17 protein-coding genes and 4 tRNA genes are annotated in these 19241 nt (G+C 52.8%); 7 read left to right on the forward strand and 14 right to left on the reverse strand.

Features of this window, described 5'->3' with window-relative positions:
• Positions 1 to 75: 75 nt before the first annotated feature.
• Positions 76 to 1857, reverse strand: coding sequence for a DUF885 domain-containing protein (locus ACRRUX_RS02765; protein ID WP_432526965.1), 1782 nt, complete (start codon positions 1855 to 1857; stop codon positions 76 to 78).
• Positions 1858 to 1998: 141 nt separating this feature from the next.
• On the opposite strand from ACRRUX_RS02765, the gene dgt reads away from it, so the two are divergent.
• Positions 1999 to 3456, forward strand: a complete 1458-nt coding sequence (gene dgt, locus ACRRUX_RS02770; RefSeq protein WP_432527313.1) for a dGTPase — start codon at positions 1999 to 2001, stop codon at positions 3454 to 3456.
• A 155-nt stretch (positions 3457 to 3611) separates the two neighbouring features.
• On the opposite strand, the gene ACRRUX_RS02775 is transcribed toward dgt, so the two are convergent.
• Complete coding sequence (locus ACRRUX_RS02775; protein ID WP_432526967.1) at positions 3612 to 4445, reverse strand: endonuclease/exonuclease/phosphatase family protein; 834 nt, start codon at positions 4443 to 4445, stop codon at positions 3612 to 3614.
• Positions 4446 to 4558: 113 nt separating this feature from the next.
• On the opposite strand from ACRRUX_RS02775, the gene cls reads away from it, so the two are divergent.
• Complete coding sequence (cls, locus tag ACRRUX_RS02780; RefSeq protein WP_432526969.1) at positions 4559 to 6016, forward strand: cardiolipin synthase; 1458 nt, start codon at positions 4559 to 4561, stop codon at positions 6014 to 6016.
• 67 nt (positions 6017 to 6083) lie between these two features.
• On the opposite strand, the gene ACRRUX_RS02785 is transcribed toward cls, so the two are convergent.
• From ACRRUX_RS02785 to astE, 10 genes are all read right to left on the reverse strand, one after another.
• Positions 6084 to 6653, reverse strand: a complete 570-nt coding sequence (locus ACRRUX_RS02785; RefSeq protein WP_432526971.1) for a type II secretion system protein — start codon at positions 6651 to 6653, stop codon at positions 6084 to 6086.
• A 173-nt stretch (positions 6654 to 6826) separates the two neighbouring features.
• Positions 6827 to 6914, reverse strand: a tRNA-Ser gene (locus tag ACRRUX_RS02790).
• A gap of 99 nt (positions 6915 to 7013) precedes the next feature.
• Positions 7014 to 7101, reverse strand: a tRNA-Ser gene (locus ACRRUX_RS02795).
• Positions 7102 to 7179: 78 nt separating this feature from the next.
• Positions 7180 to 7267 (reverse strand) — tRNA-Ser (locus ACRRUX_RS02800).
• 69 nt (positions 7268 to 7336) lie between these two features.
• Positions 7337 to 7424 (reverse strand) — tRNA-Ser (locus ACRRUX_RS02805).
• Between the two features lie 207 nt (positions 7425 to 7631).
• The gene (gene nadA / locus ACRRUX_RS02810) at positions 7632 to 8699 is read right to left on the reverse strand and encodes a quinolinate synthase NadA (protein WP_432526973.1); all 1068 of its coding nucleotides are present in this window, start codon (positions 8697 to 8699) and stop codon (positions 7632 to 7634) included.
• A 194-nt stretch (positions 8700 to 8893) separates the two neighbouring features.
• Positions 8894 to 10459: a dihydrolipoyllysine-residue acetyltransferase gene (locus ACRRUX_RS02815; RefSeq protein WP_432526975.1), complete on the reverse strand. Its 1566-nt coding sequence runs from the start codon at positions 10457 to 10459 to the stop codon at positions 8894 to 8896.
• A gap of 11 nt (positions 10460 to 10470) precedes the next feature.
• Entirely contained in the window at positions 10471 to 11448 is a 978-nt protein-coding gene (locus tag ACRRUX_RS02820; RefSeq protein ID WP_432526977.1) for an alpha-ketoacid dehydrogenase subunit beta, read from the reverse strand.
• A gap of 3 nt (positions 11449 to 11451) precedes the next feature.
• Positions 11452 to 12639, reverse strand: coding sequence for a thiamine pyrophosphate-dependent dehydrogenase E1 component subunit alpha (locus ACRRUX_RS02825; protein WP_432526979.1), 1188 nt, complete (start codon positions 12637 to 12639; stop codon positions 11452 to 11454).
• 165 nt (positions 12640 to 12804) lie between these two features.
• A complete protein-coding gene (gene astE, locus ACRRUX_RS02830) occupies positions 12805 to 13851 on the reverse strand; it encodes a succinylglutamate desuccinylase (protein ID WP_432526981.1) in 1047 nt (348 codons plus the stop codon).
• 218 nt (positions 13852 to 14069) lie between these two features.
• Between astE and msrA the strand changes: the two genes are divergently transcribed.
• Complete coding sequence (gene msrA, locus ACRRUX_RS02835; protein ID WP_432526983.1) at positions 14070 to 14552, forward strand: peptide-methionine (S)-S-oxide reductase MsrA; 483 nt, start codon at positions 14070 to 14072, stop codon at positions 14550 to 14552.
• A gap of 128 nt (positions 14553 to 14680) precedes the next feature.
• Here msrA and pgm read toward each other — a convergent pair whose 3' ends face one another.
• Together pgm and seqA are read right to left on the reverse strand one after the other, a co-directional pair.
• On the reverse strand, positions 14681 to 16348 hold the full coding sequence (gene pgm / locus ACRRUX_RS02840) for a phosphoglucomutase (alpha-D-glucose-1,6-bisphosphate-dependent) (protein ID WP_432526985.1): 1668 nt from the start codon (positions 16346 to 16348) through the stop codon (positions 14681 to 14683).
• Positions 16349 to 16365: 17 nt separating this feature from the next.
• Positions 16366 to 16911: a replication initiation negative regulator SeqA gene (seqA, locus tag ACRRUX_RS02845; RefSeq protein WP_432526987.1), complete on the reverse strand. Its 546-nt coding sequence runs from the start codon at positions 16909 to 16911 to the stop codon at positions 16366 to 16368.
• A 330-nt stretch (positions 16912 to 17241) separates the two neighbouring features.
• Here seqA and ACRRUX_RS02850 point away from each other — a divergent pair, with 330 nt between their 5' ends.
• The 4 genes from ACRRUX_RS02850 to fldA all read left to right on the forward strand — a co-directional run bounded on the left by ACRRUX_RS02850 (position 17242) and on the right by fldA (position 19194).
• Positions 17242 to 18021 carry an alpha/beta fold hydrolase gene (locus ACRRUX_RS02850; protein WP_432526989.1) on the forward strand — a complete coding sequence of 260 codons (780 nt, stop codon included), beginning with the start codon at positions 17242 to 17244 and terminating at the stop codon, positions 18019 to 18021.
• Between the two features lie 81 nt (positions 18022 to 18102).
• On the forward strand, positions 18103 to 18324 hold the full coding sequence (locus ACRRUX_RS02855) for a DUF2788 domain-containing protein (protein WP_432526991.1): 222 nt from the start codon (positions 18103 to 18105) through the stop codon (positions 18322 to 18324).
• 11 nt (positions 18325 to 18335) lie between these two features.
• Positions 18336 to 18608: a LexA regulated protein gene (ybfE, locus tag ACRRUX_RS02860; RefSeq protein ID WP_432526993.1), complete on the forward strand. Its 273-nt coding sequence runs from the start codon at positions 18336 to 18338 to the stop codon at positions 18606 to 18608.
• A 58-nt stretch (positions 18609 to 18666) separates the two neighbouring features.
• On the forward strand, positions 18667 to 19194 hold the full coding sequence (fldA, locus tag ACRRUX_RS02865; protein WP_432526995.1) for a flavodoxin FldA: 528 nt from the start codon (positions 18667 to 18669) through the stop codon (positions 19192 to 19194).
• Positions 19195 to 19241 lie beyond the last annotated feature (47 nt).

The raw sequence follows: 19241 nt of genomic DNA on the forward strand, positions 1-19241 counted from the left end.
GGGAATTAATTCCCTGTCATCAGCAAAGCATACAAACAAGGGGCCAAAGCCCCTGATATAGACTTAGCCAATGAGTTAGTCAACCAGCATCAGCTCACGCACATATTTCACCGGCGAGCTGCCGAAACTGAGGAAGGTCTCATGGAAGTTTCGCAAATCGAACTCCTCGCCTTTAACGCCTTTGTACTCTTCGCGGAAATCATAGATTTCGCGGTATCCGGCATAATAGCTGGTCAGCTGCACCTGGCTTAAGGTTGCCCGGCGCCACTTGCCTTCTGCTTCCGCCTGCTGCTGAAATGCTTCTTCAGTCAACAGTTGAATGGCCTGCTGCTCATCCATGCCCAGCACCTGAATCGAATAATCCAGGATGGTGTTGCAGATCACCCTGAGGTTCCACTTATAATACATAAGCCACAGCTCAGGCTCGAAGTTGCCATAGCCCTCCTCCAGCATCATCCGCTCGGTATACACAGCCCACCCCTCCACCATGGCACCATTACCAAACAGACTCTTGATCATGCTGGGGGACTCGTTGGAATACACCAGCTGGGTATAGTGGCCGGGGATCGCCTCGTGAATATTGAGGATTTGCAAAATCCAGTGGTTATATTCACGCAGATAGCTTTCGGCCTGCTCATCGCTCATGCCATCGAGCGGCGTCACATTGTAATAAGTATTGCCGCCCTTATCGTAGGGACCGGGCGCACTGATGGACGCACCGGCAAAACCGCGCATATATGCCGGGGTTTCCCGCACCACCAAAGGCTTGTTGGGATCCAGGGTGATCAGTTGCCTGTCGATAACAAAGGCTTCCAGCTCAGGGATTTGACGGCGCACCTCAGTAACGAAATCATCGCGCTTCACATGCCGCACCGACAGGTGATCGATAAGCTGCCTGATCGCCACTTTTTCATCCGCTGGCGTAGGCTCGGTAAAGTATTTGGACCATAGGGTACGGGTGATTTTCGCCATTTCCGCCTGAACAGCGACTTTGTCTGCCATGGCTTTGTTATACAGGGCTTTGGCGCTCATACCGGACTGAATGTCCATGGCAAACTTCTCTTCATACAGGGTTTCACCAATGCGGAAATCGCGGGCCCCCTGAGTTTCCAATTTAGCCTGCAAGGCTTCCAGCCAGGCGATATGGTCATTAATTGCGGCTATCGCCGCATCAAAGCGCTCGTTGAACAGCGCTTTTTCAGCGTCGCTCAACCCTGAGTCTTTGACCTTTTGAGCCAATGCCGGTGACAGCACGGAAAACGCGCCTTTGTTCTGCATCACCGCCAACTGAGTATGTTCAAGGGTGGGATTGTCGATATTGGCCCGCGCGGCTTGATAATAGGCGGGCACATTTTCAAGCCGGGCAATTATTGAACGCAATCGCTGATCCAGCGGCGCAAAGTCTTCATTGATGATCTGGGCAAAGCCACCGGCTACGTTATAACCGGACGGATCCCACTGCCACTCTTTGAAACGGTTTATCTGCCACGCCATATTGGTCAGCAAATTCTCAATCAGCCGGTAATCCGTCACCTCATTGGCGCTCAGCGCATTCAAATCAAACACCTTCAACAGTGCCAGCTGAGTCTCAACAAATGCCAGGGTGTTGGCGCGACTGGCGGCATCCGGCACTTCGAGAATGCCGTCATAGGCATGGTAGCCTGAATACAGTGCCCAGGTGGGTGACAATTGCCACAGCGCATCGATAAACGCCTGCTTGTACGCGCTGAATGCCTGCTGCTCAACCTGAGCTGATGGCAGAGCCTGGGCACTGACTGAGGAATGGGTCTGGCAGGCACTCAGTGAGACAACACCCAATGCCAGCATGACAGCTAGAGACAAAGGTTTGGTTAACATAGGAATTCCTTTCTTCTGTTGTTATTCTTGGTGCAGATTGTTGACCCAAGTTAATCACAACAAAGGCGTTTTTGCAGCCGGCTGCACATGCTTTGTTACACTTGGCCAGACGCAGGTGTAATGACTTCACAAGGTGATCAGATGATAGATTTCCGCACCAAAATGACGGCCAATCGGCCCTGGGGAGAAGCCAGGCAACTGGATGGCCGCGCATTGCAGCGCCAGTTTGAAAGTGATCGGGGGCGTATCATCAACAGTGCGGCCATTCGTCGCCTGCAGCAAAAGACGCAGGTATTCCCGCTGGAACGTAATGCCGCGGTGCGCAGCCGCCTGACTCACTCGCTGGAAGTGCAGCAAACCGGACGGTTTATTGTACAGACCATCTTCGAGTCACTATCTGATCAGCAGTTGCAGCAATGGGGCTTAACCGGATTGGAGCAGGCGATGCAATCTCTGGTGGAAATGGGCTGTCTGATGCACGACATGGGTAACCCGCCCTTCGGCCATTTCGGTGAGGCAGCCATCAATGACTGGTTCAGTAGCCACATTCCTGCGCGCTTTCCTGAACATCAGCAACCAAGCCTGCCCTCCCGCGCCGAACTGCTGCGGGATATCTGCCAGTTTGAAGGCAATGCTCAGGCCATACGCCTGCTGCAAAACCTGCTGGAGCTGAATCTCAGCTGGAGTCAGGCTGCTATCGTGATGAAGTACACCCGTCCGGCCACATCACTGAAACCACCTGCCGATGCGCCGCTGAGCTATTTGCAAAAGAAACCTGGCTGGTATTTCAGTGAGCAGGGGTATGTGGATCGCCTTTGCCGCGCACTGGATATTACCCCGGGGCACAGACATCCGCTGACTTACATTATGGAAGCGGCTGATGATATCTCTTATTGTCTGGCTGATATTGAAGATGCAGTGGAAAAGGACATTCTGACACTGGATGAGCTGGAAAGCCTGCTGCTGTCTCAGCATAGTCAATTGCTGCAGCAATGGGGGCTGGCGGATGACGGCAAACTGCCGGCTGCCATCGACTATGCCCGACAATCCGCACAGCGTCAGGGCATCAACCACGTCAGTCAGTTTTTTACCTTTCTGCGGGCCAGGCTTATTCATCCTTTGGTGAAACACGCCGCCAAACGCTTCATCGACAACATTGACGCTGTGTATCATGGCTGTTTCAATCAGGCGCTGCTGGAGGATAACAGCCGCGCCCATGCCATTACCCAAACCCTCAAACTGGTGGCGATTCGCCATGTGTTTAATCACAAAGAAGTGGAGCGCATGGAACTGAAAGGCTACAAGGTCATCACCGGGCTGCTGGATGCTTACCGCCCCTTGCTTAACTTAACCGCAGATGAGTTTTCCAAGCTCAGTGGCGATGGCAAGAAACCGCTGGTGGCCTCAAGGCTGTATCACAAGCTGCCACGCAAACACAGAGCAACCTATGAAAAGGCCTTGCAGGAAGCCAAAGACAATGGCTGCTTTTGCGACGCATTGGAGTTTTATCACAGATGTCGCCTGCTGCAAGATTATATCAGTGGCATGACAGACCAATATGCCTGGGATGAGTACCGCACCCTGATGGCGATTGACTGATATATCGGGCCGCACCGGCCCGGTTATCCAAAGCCGGCTTAAATCGACCGCACGATGCGCTACGTCGTGTTGTCAGCACACACAGCTCGTAGAAAGTGTTTGTTTAACAAAGTACGGGTTTGATTGCGCCCGGCTTTCGACAGAACATGCCTGCATCACTGCAGGCGAAAGCGGGCCTGAATGGGATTATGATCCGAGGCATCTGTCGGCCAGGCAGTGGCCTGCTCCAGCGTCAGTCCCCGGTAAAACAGATGATCCAGCGGCATGCCAAACACTTGACTGCGGCCATCCTGATGATATTTGACTTCCTTCATACCCAGGTCGTTCATCCAGTCTTTTACCAACCGGGTACGCTCGCCACGCCAGGTATTGAAATCGCCACCGACAATCACAGGTCCCTGATGCGCGTCAACGTCTTCAAACGCCAGACGCAATTGCTGCCGGTAAGTTTCCAGGCCCCAGCTGAAGTTGACGCCATGCAGATTGACCACAAGCAAACTGCTGCCATCAGACAAAGGATATGTAGCCACCAAAGCCGACTTGGGCAAACGAATGAGCGGCTCGGCAGTAAGCTGACCGCAGACTTCAAGCGGCGCGACACTGGCCACGTCCATCACACCGTTGGCGACATCAAAGCCGGTAAAGGCCCGCACCATCGCGACATGGGCTGAGTGGTCTGCAAAATAGGCTTTCAGGGGCTCAGTGAGGCTGGCCTCCTGCAACAATACCAGCTGACTGGAATCCACCAGCCCTTCAAGCTCGGTTTGCCAGCCTTTATTCTGCTGTTTATAGATGTTCCACACGGCCACCGACAGCGTTCCTTCTTTATCAAGAGGCACGCTTGATGGATTGAAGCGGCAACCGGAATGAAAATCCGGATCCACAATGCTGCTGGTCACGCCGGCCGGGTATCGTTCGAATATCCAGCTCAGGCCGATAATTCCTGTCAGTGTCAAAATAGCGAAGATGGCTGAGACCGTTTTTTTCATTTTAGTCGGGATTTCATGGGGCAAAGGGAAAACAACAGCGCACCAAGATAGCAGAACCGGGCAGATTTGTGATTATAATGGTTTTTCTTTCATGGTTTTGAAGACTCGTTTTCATGGAAAAAGTCGTTCACCTGCTGACATTGGCAGGTATTTCCCTTTACTGGACGACCACTGCCGCCATCACGTTACGTATCATCACCAAGCGCCGGGCCATAGGGGTATCTCTGGCCTGGATGATGGTGATCTTCGTGGTACCTGTGGGTGGCGTTGTGGCTTATCTGATGTTTGGTGAGCTGAATCTCGGCCGCCAGCGCGCTGCCCGGGCCAGAGCAATGTTCGAGCCCTATTCCCAGTGGTTTAAGCGTCTGCACCAATGGCGCCAATATCAACCCGCGTCCTTAAGCCGCTACAGCGCGGCGATTACGGCACTGTGCGAGCAGCGCATGGGTATTCCGGCACTGGCGGACAACCAGCTGGCGCTGCTCAGCACCACCGACAGTATCTTCTCCAGTCTGATCCGGGATATTGAAACTGCCACCGACAGTATTCATATGGAGTTTTATATCTGGCATCCGGGTGGCTGGGCAGACAAAGCCGCCAATGCGCTGATTGACGCTGCCCGGCGCGGCGTGACGATCCGCATTCTGCTGGACAGCGCAGGCAGCCGCACGTTTTTCAAAAGTCACTGGCCAAAGACACTGGAGGCAGAAGGGATCAGAGTTTCTGCTGCGTTGCCGGTATCGCCCTTCCGTATTTTGTTCCAGCGCATCGATTTGCGGCTGCACCGTAAAATTGTGGTGATCGACAATCAAATCGCCTACACCGGCTCGATGAACCTGGTGGACCCGGCCTTCTTCAAGCAAAACGCCGGGGTTGGTCAGTGGATTGATGTGATGGTGCGCCTCACTGGCGCCAACGTGCCTGTGCTTGGCAGCATTCAGGCGTGGGACTGGGAAGCAGAAACCTCGGAGCGGCAACTGCCGCCACCACCTGTGCTGGATGCCCACACCCAGCATTCCATTCGCGATCTGGTGCAGGTGATCCCCTCGGGGCCAGGCATGCCGGAAGCCATCATTCAGCAGGTGTTGCTGCAAAGCATTTATCAGGCGCGGGAAAAAATCACCATCACCACGCCCTATTTTGTGCCCAGTGAAAATCTGATGTTTGCCTTGATTTCCGCGGCCCAGCGTGGCGTTGATGTGAATATTATTATTCCCGATCGTAACGATTCGCTGATGGTGGAATGGGCCAGCCGCTCTTTCTTTGGCGAACTGCTGCGCGCCGGCGTGAAACTGCACCGCTTCCGCGGCGGCCTGTTGCACACCAAGTCTGTGGTCATCGACAACCGTCACAGCCTGATAGGCACAGTCAATCTGGATATGCGCAGTTTGTGGCTGAATTTCGAAGTGACGCTTGCCGTGGAAAATGAAGCCTTTACGCAATCGCTTATCGCCCTGCAGCAAAGCTATCTGCAGGATTCAGTCGTCATTGACGCCGACAGCTGGAACAAACGTAAATTTCACAAGCGCTTTGCCGAGCAGTTCTTCTATTGGTTCTCACCTTTGCTCTAAGCCGACAGGCTGTTACCTGGCAAGGTGACACGCTGAAAAGCAAAACGCCCGCTTTCGCGGGCGTTTTTTAATTCCTGGGAGTTCCGGAAGTCCCGTCCTTGTTATAGAAGGCATCCACGACTTCGACGTCACCGGTATCCATATTGTAATTCATTACCTTGGTGGTCTTTTCCTGTTGAATATGATGAACCATACGGTAGATACATATTCTTGGCGGGCCGCTAGTATAGGTATATGCCACGTCGATATCCGTCGTCGCCAGGTCCTCATCAACAACAGCATCGTTGGTAATGTCAGTGTCAGTCAGCGCGTGCCACAGTTCACCACAGGCGTTAAATAGCGGAGTGTCTGCACCGGAAACCGCGTAGGGCCAACCAGTCACAGTTGAGTCCAGATTGCCATCTCCAAATCCTTTCAGATCTTCAACCGCACCAGTATGCCCCCCCGCCAGCCAACCACTGTGATAAAGCTTCACCGCAGATTCGAAAGCCGCAAATTGACTTAAAATCCTCGCCTCATGCGCATCATCCTGCATGTTGATAAATTTGGGGACCGCAACCACAGCCAGGATCCCGAGAATAATGATGACGACAACAAGCTCAATGAGGGTGAATCCCCTGCTCCTGGATACCAACATACCACCTCCAATTAACCAGCAGCGCGATTATTCACCGGGCAGAAAATATCGTCAAATTGATTGATTGTTAAAAAGAAACAGAGTATTCACATCATCAGTGGCAAACGGAGAACCGCATTGCAACAGCGGATAAACGCAAAAAGCCCGGTCATCAGACCGGGCTTTTGCGAATGTGGCGGTGAGGGAGGGAGTCGAACCCTCGATACGTTTCCGTATACACACTTTCCAGGCGTGCTCCTTCGGCCACTCGGACACCTCACCAAATTGTGGTTTTACGACGGTTTGATGGTCGCTGCCAACATGCTGCCGGCAGATTTCAGCTTTGCGAATAAGTTGAACTTACTTTGCAAACCAGAGAATTGGCGGTGAAGGAGGGAGTCGAACCCTCGATACGTTTCCGTATACACACTTTCCAGGCGTGCTCCTTCGGCCACTCGGACACTTCACCCAATCTGTTTGTTGCCACCGAATCACTATCCGGCTGACCTAAGGTCATTGGCTGGGCAGTCAGCGTGACTGCAATATTTGGCGGTGAGGGAGGGAGTCGAACCCTCGATACGTTTCCGTATACACACTTTCCAGGCGTGCTCCTTCGGCCACTCGGACACCTCACCAATTGTCTGTTTTACGACTGTCGTCGCCTTCTTGCGAAGGACGTTACCCACATTGCAGATAACAAAATCTGGCGGTGAAGGAGAGATTCGAACTCTCGATACGTTGCCGTATACACACTTTCCAGGCGTGCTCCTTCAGCCACTCGGACACTTCACCGTTTTGTCGTTATTCCGCCAGCCTCTGGCCGCCGGTTAACGGAGCGCTACTTTACGCAAAAGCGCCTGTCTAATCAAGGGAAAAAACAATAACCTGGCGCGTCTGCGCGCGGTTTGAACAAATCCCCGGCCAACTGCTGTAAATCTTTGCAATATGGGGAAAAAAGAACCCGCATTCAGCGGGTTCCATAGTCACAAGACGAGTTGTTCAGGCGTTGCCTTTGACCTGCATATTCAGGGTTGCTGCGAAACTGAGCATGCGATCCAGCGGGATCAGGGCTTGCTTACGCAGCTCTTCGTCCACAAAAATCTCGTGTAGGCCGCTGTCACAGTCAGACAGCGCAGACTCAATCGCCTTTAACCCATTCATTGCCATCCAGGGGCAATGAGCGCAGCTGCGACAGGTAGCACCATTACCGCCGGTTGGCGCTTCAATCAGGGTTTTACCCGGCGCAGCCTGCTGCATCTTATAGAAGATGCCTCTGTCAGTGGCGACGATAAAGGTATCGTTATCCATGGTCTGTGCGGCTTTGATCAGCTGTGAAGTAGAGCCGACCGCATCCGCCATCTCCACCACACTGGCCGGAGATTCAGGATGTACCAGCACCGCGGCATTGGGATACTGCGCCTTAAGCTCCCGCAGCGCCTTGGCCTTGAACTCATCGTGAACGATACACTCGCCCTGCCACAACAGCATCTCGGCGCCGGTTTGCTTGGCAATATAGCTGCCCAGGTGCCTGTCCGGTCCCCAGATAATCTTTTTGCCTTCGCTGTCCAGATGCTCGACGATCTCCAGCGCAATACTGGAGGTCACCACCCAGTCGGCACGGGCTTTAACAGCCGCAGAGGTATTGGCATACACCACCACTGTGTGATCAGGGTGCGCGTCACAGAACTTGCTGAACTCGTCGATAGGACAACCCACATCCAGTGAGCAGGTCGCTTCCAGGGTCGGCATCAGCACAGTTTTCTCGGGACTTAAGATCTTGGCGGTCTCGCCCATAAACTTAACGCCGGCGACAATCAACGTTTTGGCGGGATGGTCACGGCCAAATCGGGCCATTTCCAGCGAGTCCGACACGCAGCCACCGGTTTCTTCGGCCAGCGCCTGAATTTCAGGATCGGTATAGTAGTGGGCCACCAATACGGCATCTTTCTGCTCAAGCAGGGTTTTGATGCGGGCTTTGTATTGCGCCTTTTGCTCGTCACTCAAGACAGCTGGCTTGGGCGGGAATGGATATTCAACTGGGGTATAAACGGGAACCTGGCTTTCCATAGTAAAAACGCAAAAGGATCAAATCGTTCGCGCATTATACGCAATTCCCCGGCGGCTCACAATTCTGTGATCTTTAACCTGTTCCCGCTAATGTGCAAACTACCGTCATCAAGTTTCAGTGCAAACAGCAAGTTAGCAGGCGAAGACGCAATAAAAAAGAGCACCTGAGTGCTCTTTTATTGGCCGTCTGTCTGTCAACGCATTGCCATCAACATATCGGCCGGCGACTCCAGATATTGTTTCCACAGGTTGCAGAAGCGGGCGATGGTGCCACCGTCTATCACTCTGTGATCCCCGGACCAGCTCACCTGCATAATCTGCCTGCCCTGCACTTCGCCGCTGGCGTCAAATCGCGGCAGTAACTGCACCTTACCCAGGGCCACTATCGCCACCTCGGGCTTATTGATGATAGGCGTTGCCACTGTGCCACCCAACGCGCCTATGTTGGAGATAGAAATAGTGCCACCTTTCAAATCTGCCGGTTGAACCCGACCGCTGCGGGCGTCTTTGGTCAGGCGGGTGATCTCAGCAGCAATATCCAGAATCGACTTGGCCTGTACGGCTTTGACATTGGGCACCAGCAAACCCACCTTGGAGTCGACCGCCATACCTATGTTATGGCTGGCTTTGTAGGTCAGCTCGGTGCAATCGCCATTCACCTGGCTGTTGAGTACAGGAAACTCGGTCAGTGCCAGCGACATGGCTTTCATAAAGAAAGGCATCAGAGTGATTTTCAACTCCTCCGTGCCATATTTAGCCTTCATCTGCTCCCGCAGTGCCATCAGCTCGGTGATATCCAGCTCTTCACAGTAAGTAAAGTGCGGAATAGTAGATACCGACTCCTGCATGGCTCGGGCCATTACCGCCTGCACGCCGCGAATGGGCTCAACTCTGTCCCCGGCAACGGCCGCCATGGCAACCTGAGCGACTGGCGCAGTATGCTGAACTTTCTGAGCCTGCACCACTGCCGGTTTTTCACCACTGAGGTAACGCTGCACATCTTCCTTGTAAACCCGGCCATTTTTGCCGGAACCAGCCACCAGACTTAAATCCAGATCGTGGCTGCGTGCCAAGCGACGTACCGCCGGACTGGCCAGCGCCTTACCGGGCCGTCGCGACGGTGCGATATCACAGTTGGCCGTAACCGATGGCTCCTTTGCATCCAGCTCACCTGATATCGGTTGGGCACTGGTGTCTACCGCCACCTCAATGGCAAACAGCGGCGCATGTACCTGGGCAAGCTGGCCTTTACGATAATGCAGTTTAACAATTTTGCCGGCCTTGATGGCCGGGATCTGCACCAGCGCCTTGTCTGTCATGACATCGGCTATGGGCTGATCTTCCACGACAAAATCACCTTCACTGACCAGCCACTCAACCAGCTCACACTCAACAATGCCTTCACCGATATCCGGCAGCAGGAAGTCTTCCACCACAAAAGCTGCGGTACTGGCTGGCGCCTTAACAGGCTGTGACGGCATAGCGTCAACAACTGGCGCCTGAGCAATCTCAGCGTCGCCGGTCGCAACATCTATGCTGTAAAGCGGCGCATGCACCTTGGCTATCTCGCCTTTGGCATAATAGAGTTTGGTAATGCGGCCACTGAATGGTGCCGGGATCTGCACCAGCGCCTTGTCGGTCATCACATCGGCAATGGGCTGATCTTCTGCCACCACATCGCCTTCTTTAACCAGCCAATCGACCAGTTCACACTCCACCACACCTTCGCCGATGTCCGGCAAAATAAAATCTTTAATCATCGCCGGCACTCCTAGTAAGTCATGGTCGCTTTGATGGCTTCATAGGTTTTCAGCGCATCAGGCATGTATTCTTTTTCGTGACACAGTGGATAGGGCGTATCCAGGCCGCACACCCGAGCGATTGGCGCCTCCAGATACAGGAAACACTCCTGCTGAATGGTGGCCGCAATTTCACCGGCAAAGCCACCTGTCAGAGGCGCTTCATGGTTTACCAGCAAGCGACCGGTTTTACGCACCGACTCGGCCACGGTATCCACATCCCAGGGGGCCAGAGTACGCAGGTCAATCACTTCGCAGGAGATATTGTCCTTGGCCGCCATGTCAGCAGCCTGCTCCAGGATCTCCATCTGCGCGCCCCAGCCAAGCAAAGTGATGTCGCTGCCTTCGCGAACCACGTCAGCCTTGCCCAGCTCCAGCTGATAGTCGCCTTCCGGCACTTCGCCGACACTGGCCCGATATAAACGCTTGGGCTCAAAGAACACCACAGGGTTTGGATCGCGAATCGCGGCCAGCAACAGGCCTTTGGCCTGCTGGGGATTGCGCGGCACCACCACTTTCAGGCCGGGCGTGCCGGTGAAATAAGCTTCCGGCGACTGCGAGTGATAGTGACCGCCGGCTATGCCACCACCGTACGGCGTGCGGAAGGTCAAGCCACCGACATTGAACTCGTTACCGCTGCGATAGCGGAACTTGGCTGACTCATTCACTATCTGATCAAACGCCGGGAAAATGTAATCGGCGAACTGGATCTCGGCCACGGCCGTCATACCGTTGGAGGCCAGCCCATTGGCAAAACCGGCAATCCCCTGCTCAGTCAATGGCGTGTTGAAACATCTGGCCTTACCAAATTTATCCTGCAGTCCTGAGGTGGCGCGAAACACCCCACCAAAATGGCCCACATCTTCACCGAATACCAGCATGCGCTCGTCGGCTTCCATGGCAATCGTCAGGGCCTCATTGATGGCCTGCAACATATTCATTTTTGCCATAAATCAATCTCTCCCTGACGTCTTTGGGTAAGCCTTTGGATACTTGCGAATGTGAGCCTTGAGATCGGCCAGTTGTTGTTTAAGCGCTGGTGTTGGCTCATCGAGCACATCTTCAATCAGATGGTCTATGGAAGGCACCGGCAGCTTTTCAGCCACCTTCACTGCCGCCAGCACTTCTTCGCGATAGCGTTCATACAGAGCTTTGTCATCACTGTCGTTGAGCCAACCTTTGTTGATGAGCCAGAGCTTGAAGCGCTGCACAGGATCGTGCTCGCGCCACTTGGCCTCTTCATCCTTGGAGCGATAACCGGACGGATCGTCCGAGGAGGAATGAGCGCCCAAACGATAGGTCATGGCTTCTATCAGCACAGGCGCCTGATGCTCAATGGCATAGGCCCGCGCCTGCTGAGTGGCTGCCAATACAGCCAGCATATCGTTGCCATCCACCCTCAGGGTATGAATGCCGTAGCCTATGCCGCGACTGGCAATCCCGTCACCGGCAAACTGCTCTTCGGTGGGCGTAGAAATGGCGTATCCATTGTTACGACAGAAGAAAATAGTCGGCACCTTGTGTACTGCCGCCATATTCAAGCCGGCATGGAAGTCTCCTTCCGATGCTGCGCCTTCACCGAAATAGCAGATGGCAACATTGCGCTTGCCTTGCATTTTCAGGCTGTAACCGACGCCGGTTGCCTGAGGGATTTGGGTTGCCAGTGGTGAGGATATCGTCTGGTAGTGCAGTTCAGCACTGCCGTAATGGATGGGCATCTGTCTGCCCTTACCCAAATCCAGCTCATTGCTGAACATCTGATTCATGAACTGAGTGGTGGAAAATCCCCGGTAGCGCAGCGCGGCATGCTCGCGATACTGCGCCAGTATGATGTCCTGTGGATCCAGCGCAGCGGCGCTGCCGACCACAGCAGCTTCTTCACCGGTACAGGTCATATAAAAACTGATCCGTCCCTGACGCTGTGCGCCAAGCATACGTTCATCCAATACCCGAGTAAAAACACAGGTATCATAAATTTTCAAAGCAAGTTGCTTGTCGATAATCGGCTCAATAGCGCCGTCGTAGGTCGTTCCGTCAGCCTGAAGTATCTTAAGGGTAGGTATAGACAGCGATTTACCTTCAATAAAATTGACACGATGTACCACGGCCAGGTGACTGTCTTTGGGTTGTGCGTTGCTCATAATTTGCTCTTTATTATCCTGAGTAAGCGGGAAATTCTCCCCTTCCCGACTTACTCTGTGAGTATTTCAATACGCAGCGAGAACATTACGTTAACGTAAACTAGCTAGCAACTTTTACACTTTGGCAAACCACAAGCTACCCTGACCTGCCATGTATAAAATGCTTTACAGCACAAGGGGCTCTGGCTCAGGAACCAGACACAGCAAAGTGCGTTGACCCACAGGGACTTTGGCATTGGGGAATACCACTGTCTCCCGCTCTTCCTGCACCACAACATCCTGGCCGCCATCTTTGGCCAACACCACACCTTTGCCAAAACTGGTGAAATTTTCCATATCGTTGGCAAAGGTGAACTTGAAGTCTTCATGCTGTTTCACTATTGACCGGCTGACCCGATACAGATGCAGGCGTTTGGGATCATACTCCGGCAGATCCAGCGGTTTGTCGGCGATCAGCGCGGTCAGCATCTGATCCATCGCAATAAAGCGGGTCATATCATTCTGGCCCATAGGGAACACTTTACCCAGTTCAATGGTAAAAGCATCGGCGCCATAGCCGTTGGCTGAGAAGTAGGAGAAAGTCGTGGTCGGCTCGTGATGGAACAGCACGCAATTCACCCCCGCCGCATCCAGAAACTGCAGCTGGGCTTTGCTGTACGGACGACCGTGGCGATAGGGGTAAATGGCAAACTTTTCGTGTTTGGCGCCACGAATAGCGGTATGCAGATCATAATGAATGCGTTGTCTCGCCTCGGGCTCTCCCGAGGGCTCAGCACTGAAAAATGCATCCACCACGGTTTCCAGTTGTTTGGCGCGGATACGCTCCGGATTACACAAGCCCGGCCCACGGGAATGCTCACCACTGAACAGCCGGTTAAGATTCTCATCCACTATCCGGGTACCATTGAACATGGCTGGCGGGTTGCCAAACAGAAACAGGACTCTGTGTCTGGCGCGGATTTCCTGATTAAGCAGCCGGCGGATAAGGCCATTACACAATTCGATTGGCGCGGTTTCGTTACCGTGGACGCCGGATGACAGGACTATGTCCTTATTGCCGGGCGAGAGCGGCTCAAACAACAGAATACCGGTATCGAGGATCTCTACCCGGGTGTGATCCCCCAGCACCATGGCTTCGGGGCCCGCAAATCCTTCGGGATGCGACAGGGTCAGGGCTAAAAAATCCTTGGAATTCATTAACGTCTTCAGCATCCACAGCTCCTTCTATTGTTGTTGGATCCCATCGCAGCACATCTGCTGCGCTCCCATAGTAACACAGATTTTTCAACTGAAAGTCAGCAGCTTAGCATTTGTTTAATCGACCAATACGATCGAAATTAACAATTCACTTGCAAAAATCGGTACGCTCATTGATATTAAGCCATCTGGATGGCCAAACAACAATAATCAATCAGATCAGGACAAATGAGATGGCACAGGCAACGTTCGGCGCAGGCTGTTTTTGGGGTGTGGAATACTTCTTCCGTCAGGTTCCCGGAGTCACAGATGCAGTATGTGGATATATGGGCGGCAATGACAAATATACCGATTATCAAAGCGTAAAAACCGGCGTCACGGGTCACGCCGAAGTGGTTCAGGTGACCTTCGATGAGTCAGTGGTCAGTTTTGATGAGTTGCTGACGGTATTCTGGCAAAACCACAACCCCACTTCACTCAATCAACAGGGTGGAGACATGGGGACTCAATATCGTTCCGTGGTGTTTTTTCATGACGCACAGCAAAAACAACAGGCACAGGCATCCAAACTGGCGCTGATGCGCTCAGGCCGTTGGGGACAAAGGCATATAGTGACGGAAATTGTACCGCTGCAAACCTTCCATCCGGCCGAGGAATATCATCAGAATTATCTGGACAAGAACAATCTGCCCACCTGCCATCTGTTTTATGGCTGATTTGCGGCCGATTTGTGACTGAGAGTGCGGATATATCAGATTTGAGCAACAAAAATGCCCTCATTATGAGGGCATTTTCATTCTGACTGGCGAAATCGCCTTGTCTCAAACCGTCACAATTCCAAGGTTCAGGCCTTGAGCGCCTCATCGATCATCACTCTGGCATCTGCCAGCAGTTGTTTCAGATGAGTTTCGCCGACAAAACTCTCGGCATAGAGCTTAAACAAGGGCTCGGTGCCGGACGGACGCGCCGCAAACCAGCCATTTTCTGTGGTGACTTTGATCCCGCCGATAGCTGCGCCATTACCCGGAGCATGGGTCAATTTGGCAGTGACAGGGTCGCCGGCCAACAACTCCGCCTGCAGGGATTCTGCGGTTAACTTACTGAAACGGGCTTTTTTCGCAGCACTGATGGGACTGTCGATACGCGCGTAAAAGGCATTGCCAAACTGCGCCGTCAGACGCTGATAATGCCAGGCCGGAGATTTGCCGGTCACCGCCAGAATTTCCGCCGCCAGCAAACACAAAATGAAACCGTCTTTATCGGTACACCAGGTCTGACCGTCACGCTGCAAAAACGCCGCGCCCGCACTTTCCTCACCACCAAAGGCAATACTCTGATTGGCAAGACCATCCACAAACCACTTAAAGCCCACCGGCACTTCCATCAAAGTGCGCTGATGGAAAGCACAGATACGGTCAATCATGGCACTGGAAACCAGCGTCTTGCCGATAGCCAGATCACTTGACCACTGTGGCCTGTGGGTGATCAGATAGTCAATCGCCACGGCCAGGAAATGATTGGGGTTCATCAGACCGCCTGCCACCTCGTCGGTCGTTGGGCAGACGATACCGTGACGGTCGAAATCAGGGTCATTGCCCAGACACAGATCAAACTGCTGCTGGTGTTCAAGCAAACCTGCCATGGCATAAGGCGATGAACAGTCCATACGGATCTTGCCGTCCTTATCCAGCGGCATAAAACCAAATGCCGGGTCGACTCTGTCGTTAACCACTGTGATGTTCAGCCCGTAATGCGCGGCAATTTTATCCCAGTAGTAAATGCCGGAGCCGCCCAGAGGGTCTACGCCAATGCGGATATTGGCATCGGCAATGGCCTGCATGTCGATCACCTGCGCCAGCGATTCAATATAAGGCTGGTACAGCTCTCTGTGCTCAATAAGACCAGTGGTCAGTGCAACGGCAATATTAACCCTTTTTACCCCTTCAAGCTGCGCGCTGAGGTAATCATTGGCACGCTGCTCAATCCAGGCAGTAATCTCGCCTTCAGCCGGGCCACCATGGGGCGGGTTATATTTAATACCGCCATCCTTGGGAGGATTGTGGGAAGGGGTGATGATCAGACCATCGATACGGGATGGATCGTCCTGCACCTTTCCTCTGTTGGCTGCCACCAGATACTGGCTGACCACAGGCGTTGGCACAAAGGCATCATCAAGCTGGGCGATCACCTTGATTTGATTGGCAACCAGCACTTCCATCGCAGTGATATAAGCCGCCTGCGACAGTGCATGGGTGTCCATGCCCAGCAGCAGCGGGCCATTGATGCCTTGCTGACGGCGAAAATCCACCACCGCCTGGGTAATGGCGATGATATGCGACTCATTGAAACTGGCATCAAATGCACAGCCTCTGTGGCCTGAGGTGCCAAAACTCACTCGCTGCGCGGCCTGTGTCATATCAGGCACCAGTCGGAAATAGTGACTGATGAGTTTTGGAATGTTGGTCAAATCAGATTGTTGGGCAGGTTTGCCTGCTCGCTTGTGAATGGCCAAAGCTCGCTCCGTTGCACTTATACACGCTGAGCCAACTGAGCAGCCTCAGTGGCAGTTGCACCAAACTGTTCCAGCACTTCGGTCAGGATAGTGCGCTTCTTGGCAGTGTTATTGTTGGTAGTCACCCAGAATCCGCTGTTGCCAATTTCTTTTGGATTGGCTGATTGACTGGCCTGCAGCAAAGCATCTTTGGAGGTCGCAAAATACAGACGATCCCGCCCCTGAACCTGCAATACCCTGTCAAATTGACGACCGGTCGCCAGATAAAGGCTTTCAAGAATAAACAGGAATCGGCCTACAGCGCCTTTTTGCGCTTCCATCTGGGCCTCATTCACCAGTTCATTGAATACTACAGTTTGAGTGGATTGAGGGATGGCCTCAGCACTGACACTGACGTTGACTTCCTTGCCGGGATGGCTGATATCTGCCGGCACTTCGATATTGGCCTGAGCAACTGTCATCCCCAATAAACGACGCAGAATATCCGAGGCACTTTCGCCAATGCGTTCGGTTTTACTGGCAATGTAGCGATACAGCTCCTCATCAACCTCGATATATTTCATGAGCAGTTTTCCTATAGATCCCACTTGTCACCTGCCCCGACTATCATTGACGGGACGATAAAGGCCATCAGTGTATGTCAGAAAGTCACGCTTGATAAGCGCCACCATGATGAAAATTCATTGGATTCAGTGCTGTCGGTGAGAATTCCCGCACTGTGTCAAACACAATGTGAGCTGACGTACATTTTCTGCACTTAACCGGCACTCAGTGAAGTGCTATCAAACTCAGTGCCGAAGGCTCCTGGCAGGCAAAACTGTTATTCAACTCAAAAAAAAGGCAAAATCCCGACGGATTTCAATCTCGAGAGTGACAACGTGGTGGCGCAACTGATGCATTTTGAACAAGCCGGACAAGGGCCGGACATTATTCTGATCCACGGTCTGTTCGGTAATCTGGATAACCTCAGGGGGCTTGCACGCCAGCTTGAGCAGCATTACCGGGTATGGCGGGTCGATTTGCCCAATCATGGCCTGAGTTTTCACACGGCAGATATGCACTATGATGCCCTGGCATGCGCATTGACGGACTTTATGGACGCACAGCAATTGTCCTGCGCCCACCTGGTAGGTCATTCCATGGGCGGTAAAGTGGCCATGGCCATGGCACTGACTCAGGGCCACCGGGTCCACAGTCTGGTTGCCGCCGACATTGCACCTGTCGCCTACCATGCCCGCCACACCAAAGTTTTTGCCGCACTGACCAGTCTGCCCATCAGTCAGATCAGTGACCGGCGACAGGCACTGGAGCACTTGCTCAGCGCAGGTATTGACGAGGGAACCGCGCAATTTCTGCTTAAGAATCTGCAGCGCACAGCTAGCGGATTTGAATGGAAATTAAATCTCAGCCAACTTGAGCAATGCTATGCACAGCTTATCGATTGGCCCTATTCAGAACTAACCTATACAGGGCCAACGCTGTTCATTCGCGGCGATCAATCCGACTATGTGATGAGTGACCACAGACAAGCGATTCTGGCACAGTTTCCCCATGTTCAGGCAAAAACCATTGTGGGTGCAGGACATTGGCTGCATGCACAAAAGCCGGCACAGTTCAATCGCATTGTTGAACACTTTATCGACAAAGCCACAAATGGCACGCCGGAAGCCTGAGCTTCCATATGGCTCTGACGCTGTTGATATGGTATATTCCCGCCTCTTTTGACCAGGGCAGCACGGAAAGGACATAAAGCTATGCTGAATCAGTACATGGAACAGATTGAAACCCTAGGCCTGAATCTGTTTTTTGCAGCGATATTTTTCTTTATCGGGATGGCCATCCGGGATGTACTGAAACAGGGAGATGTCCCCAAATTTGGTCAATTCATTGTTTGGTTAGTGCTCTTTCTCGGCTGTGCCGGGTTTGTGGCAAAAGGTATTATCCAGTTTACCTGGGAAACCTCGGGTATTGGTTAAACGACAATAACATGGCTAAAGAAGCAACAGACAGAACGACCATAGACCTGTTTGCCAATGAAAGGCGACGCGGGCGACCCAGAACCAACCCGCTGCCACGCGAACAGCAGCTCAAGGTCAACAAACGCAATCAGATCCAGCGGGATAAAGCCAAGGGCTTGAAGCGGATAGAGTTAAAAGTGTCACAAGAATTATATGACGCCTTGAACCGCGAAGCGCTGGAAAGTAACATCAGCCGCAGCCAGTTAATCGAATTACTTCTGTTAAAGCAAATCGACTGCTGACCGTTTTTGTACCACGATAAACATGATATCGCGCATTTAGACACATTAAGGAAAGACAATGGCAACTGTAGGTCTTTTTTTCGGTAGTGACACAGGCAATACCGAAGCTGTAGCCAAAATGATCCAGAAAAAACTGGGTAAGCAGATGGTAGATGTGAAAGACATCGCCAAGAGCACCAAAGAAGAGATCGCCCAGTTCGATCTGCTGATCTTCGGTATCCCGACCTGGTACTACGGCGAAGCTCAGTGTGACTGGGATGACTTCTTCCCTGAACTGGAACAAATTGACTTCAACGACAAGCTGGTTGCCATTTTCGGTTGTGGTGATCAGGAAGACTATGCAGAGTACTTCCTCGATGCCATGGGTATGGTCGGCGATATCGTACAGGCTCGTGGCGGCATCATCATTGGCCACTGGCCAACTGCCGGTTATGAGTTTGAAGCCTCCAAGGCCCAAATCGACGACAACCACTTTATCGGTCTGGGTATCGACGAAGACCGCCAGCCAGAGCTGACCGAAGAGCGTGTTGATGCCTGGGTTAAGCAGATCTACGAAGAGATGTGTCTGGCTGAGCTGGAAGACTGATCTCCCCGACTCAGCACAATGACTCATGCGATGCATTGAGCAAAATA

This window comes from Shewanella sp. GXUN23E (assembly GCF_050865035.1).
Classification (GTDB): domain Bacteria; phylum Pseudomonadota; class Gammaproteobacteria; order Enterobacterales; family Shewanellaceae; genus Shewanella.

Bases quoted from the DNA above. Each gene is read 5' to 3' on its own strand.
- nadA (WP_432526973.1), bottom strand. From the start codon at position 8,699: ATGGAAAGCCAGGTTCCCGTTTATACCCCAGTTGAATATCCATTCCCG.
- seqA (WP_432526987.1), bottom strand. From the start codon at position 16,911: ATGAAATATATCGAGGTTGATGAGGAGCTGTATCGCTACATTGCCAGT.
- fldA (WP_432526995.1), top strand. From the start codon at position 18,667: ATGGCAACTGTAGGTCTTTTTTTCGGTAGTGACACAGGCAATACCGAA.
- ACRRUX_RS02820 (WP_432526977.1), bottom strand. From the start codon at position 11,448: ATGGCAAAAATGAATATGTTGCAGGCCATCAATGAGGCCCTGACGATT.
- cls (WP_432526969.1), top strand. From the start codon at position 4,559: ATGGAAAAAGTCGTTCACCTGCTGACATTGGCAGGTATTTCCCTTTAC.
- ACRRUX_RS02815 (WP_432526975.1), bottom strand. From the start codon at position 10,459: ATGATTAAAGATTTTATTTTGCCGGACATCGGCGAAGGTGTGGTGGAG.
- msrA (WP_432526983.1), top strand. From the start codon at position 14,070: ATGGCACAGGCAACGTTCGGCGCAGGCTGTTTTTGGGGTGTGGAATAC.
- astE (WP_432526981.1), bottom strand. From the start codon at position 13,851: ATGCTGAAGACGTTAATGAATTCCAAGGATTTTTTAGCCCTGACCCTG.
- ACRRUX_RS02775 (WP_432526967.1), bottom strand. From the start codon at position 4,445: ATGAAAAAAACGGTCTCAGCCATCTTCGCTATTTTGACACTGACAGGA.
- ACRRUX_RS02855 (WP_432526991.1), top strand. From the start codon at position 18,103: ATGCTGAATCAGTACATGGAACAGATTGAAACCCTAGGCCTGAATCTG.
- ACRRUX_RS02850 (WP_432526989.1), top strand. From the start codon at position 17,242: ATGCATTTTGAACAAGCCGGACAAGGGCCGGACATTATTCTGATCCAC.
- ybfE (WP_432526993.1), top strand. From the start codon at position 18,336: ATGGCTAAAGAAGCAACAGACAGAACGACCATAGACCTGTTTGCCAAT.
- ACRRUX_RS02825 (WP_432526979.1), bottom strand. From the start codon at position 12,639: ATGAGCAACGCACAACCCAAAGACAGTCACCTGGCCGTGGTACATCGT.
- ACRRUX_RS02785 (WP_432526971.1), bottom strand. From the start codon at position 6,653: ATGTTGGTATCCAGGAGCAGGGGATTCACCCTCATTGAGCTTGTTGTC.
- dgt (WP_432527313.1), top strand. From the start codon at position 1,999: ATGATAGATTTCCGCACCAAAATGACGGCCAATCGGCCCTGGGGAGAA.
- ACRRUX_RS02765 (WP_432526965.1), bottom strand. From the start codon at position 1,857: ATGTTAACCAAACCTTTGTCTCTAGCTGTCATGCTGGCATTGGGTGTT.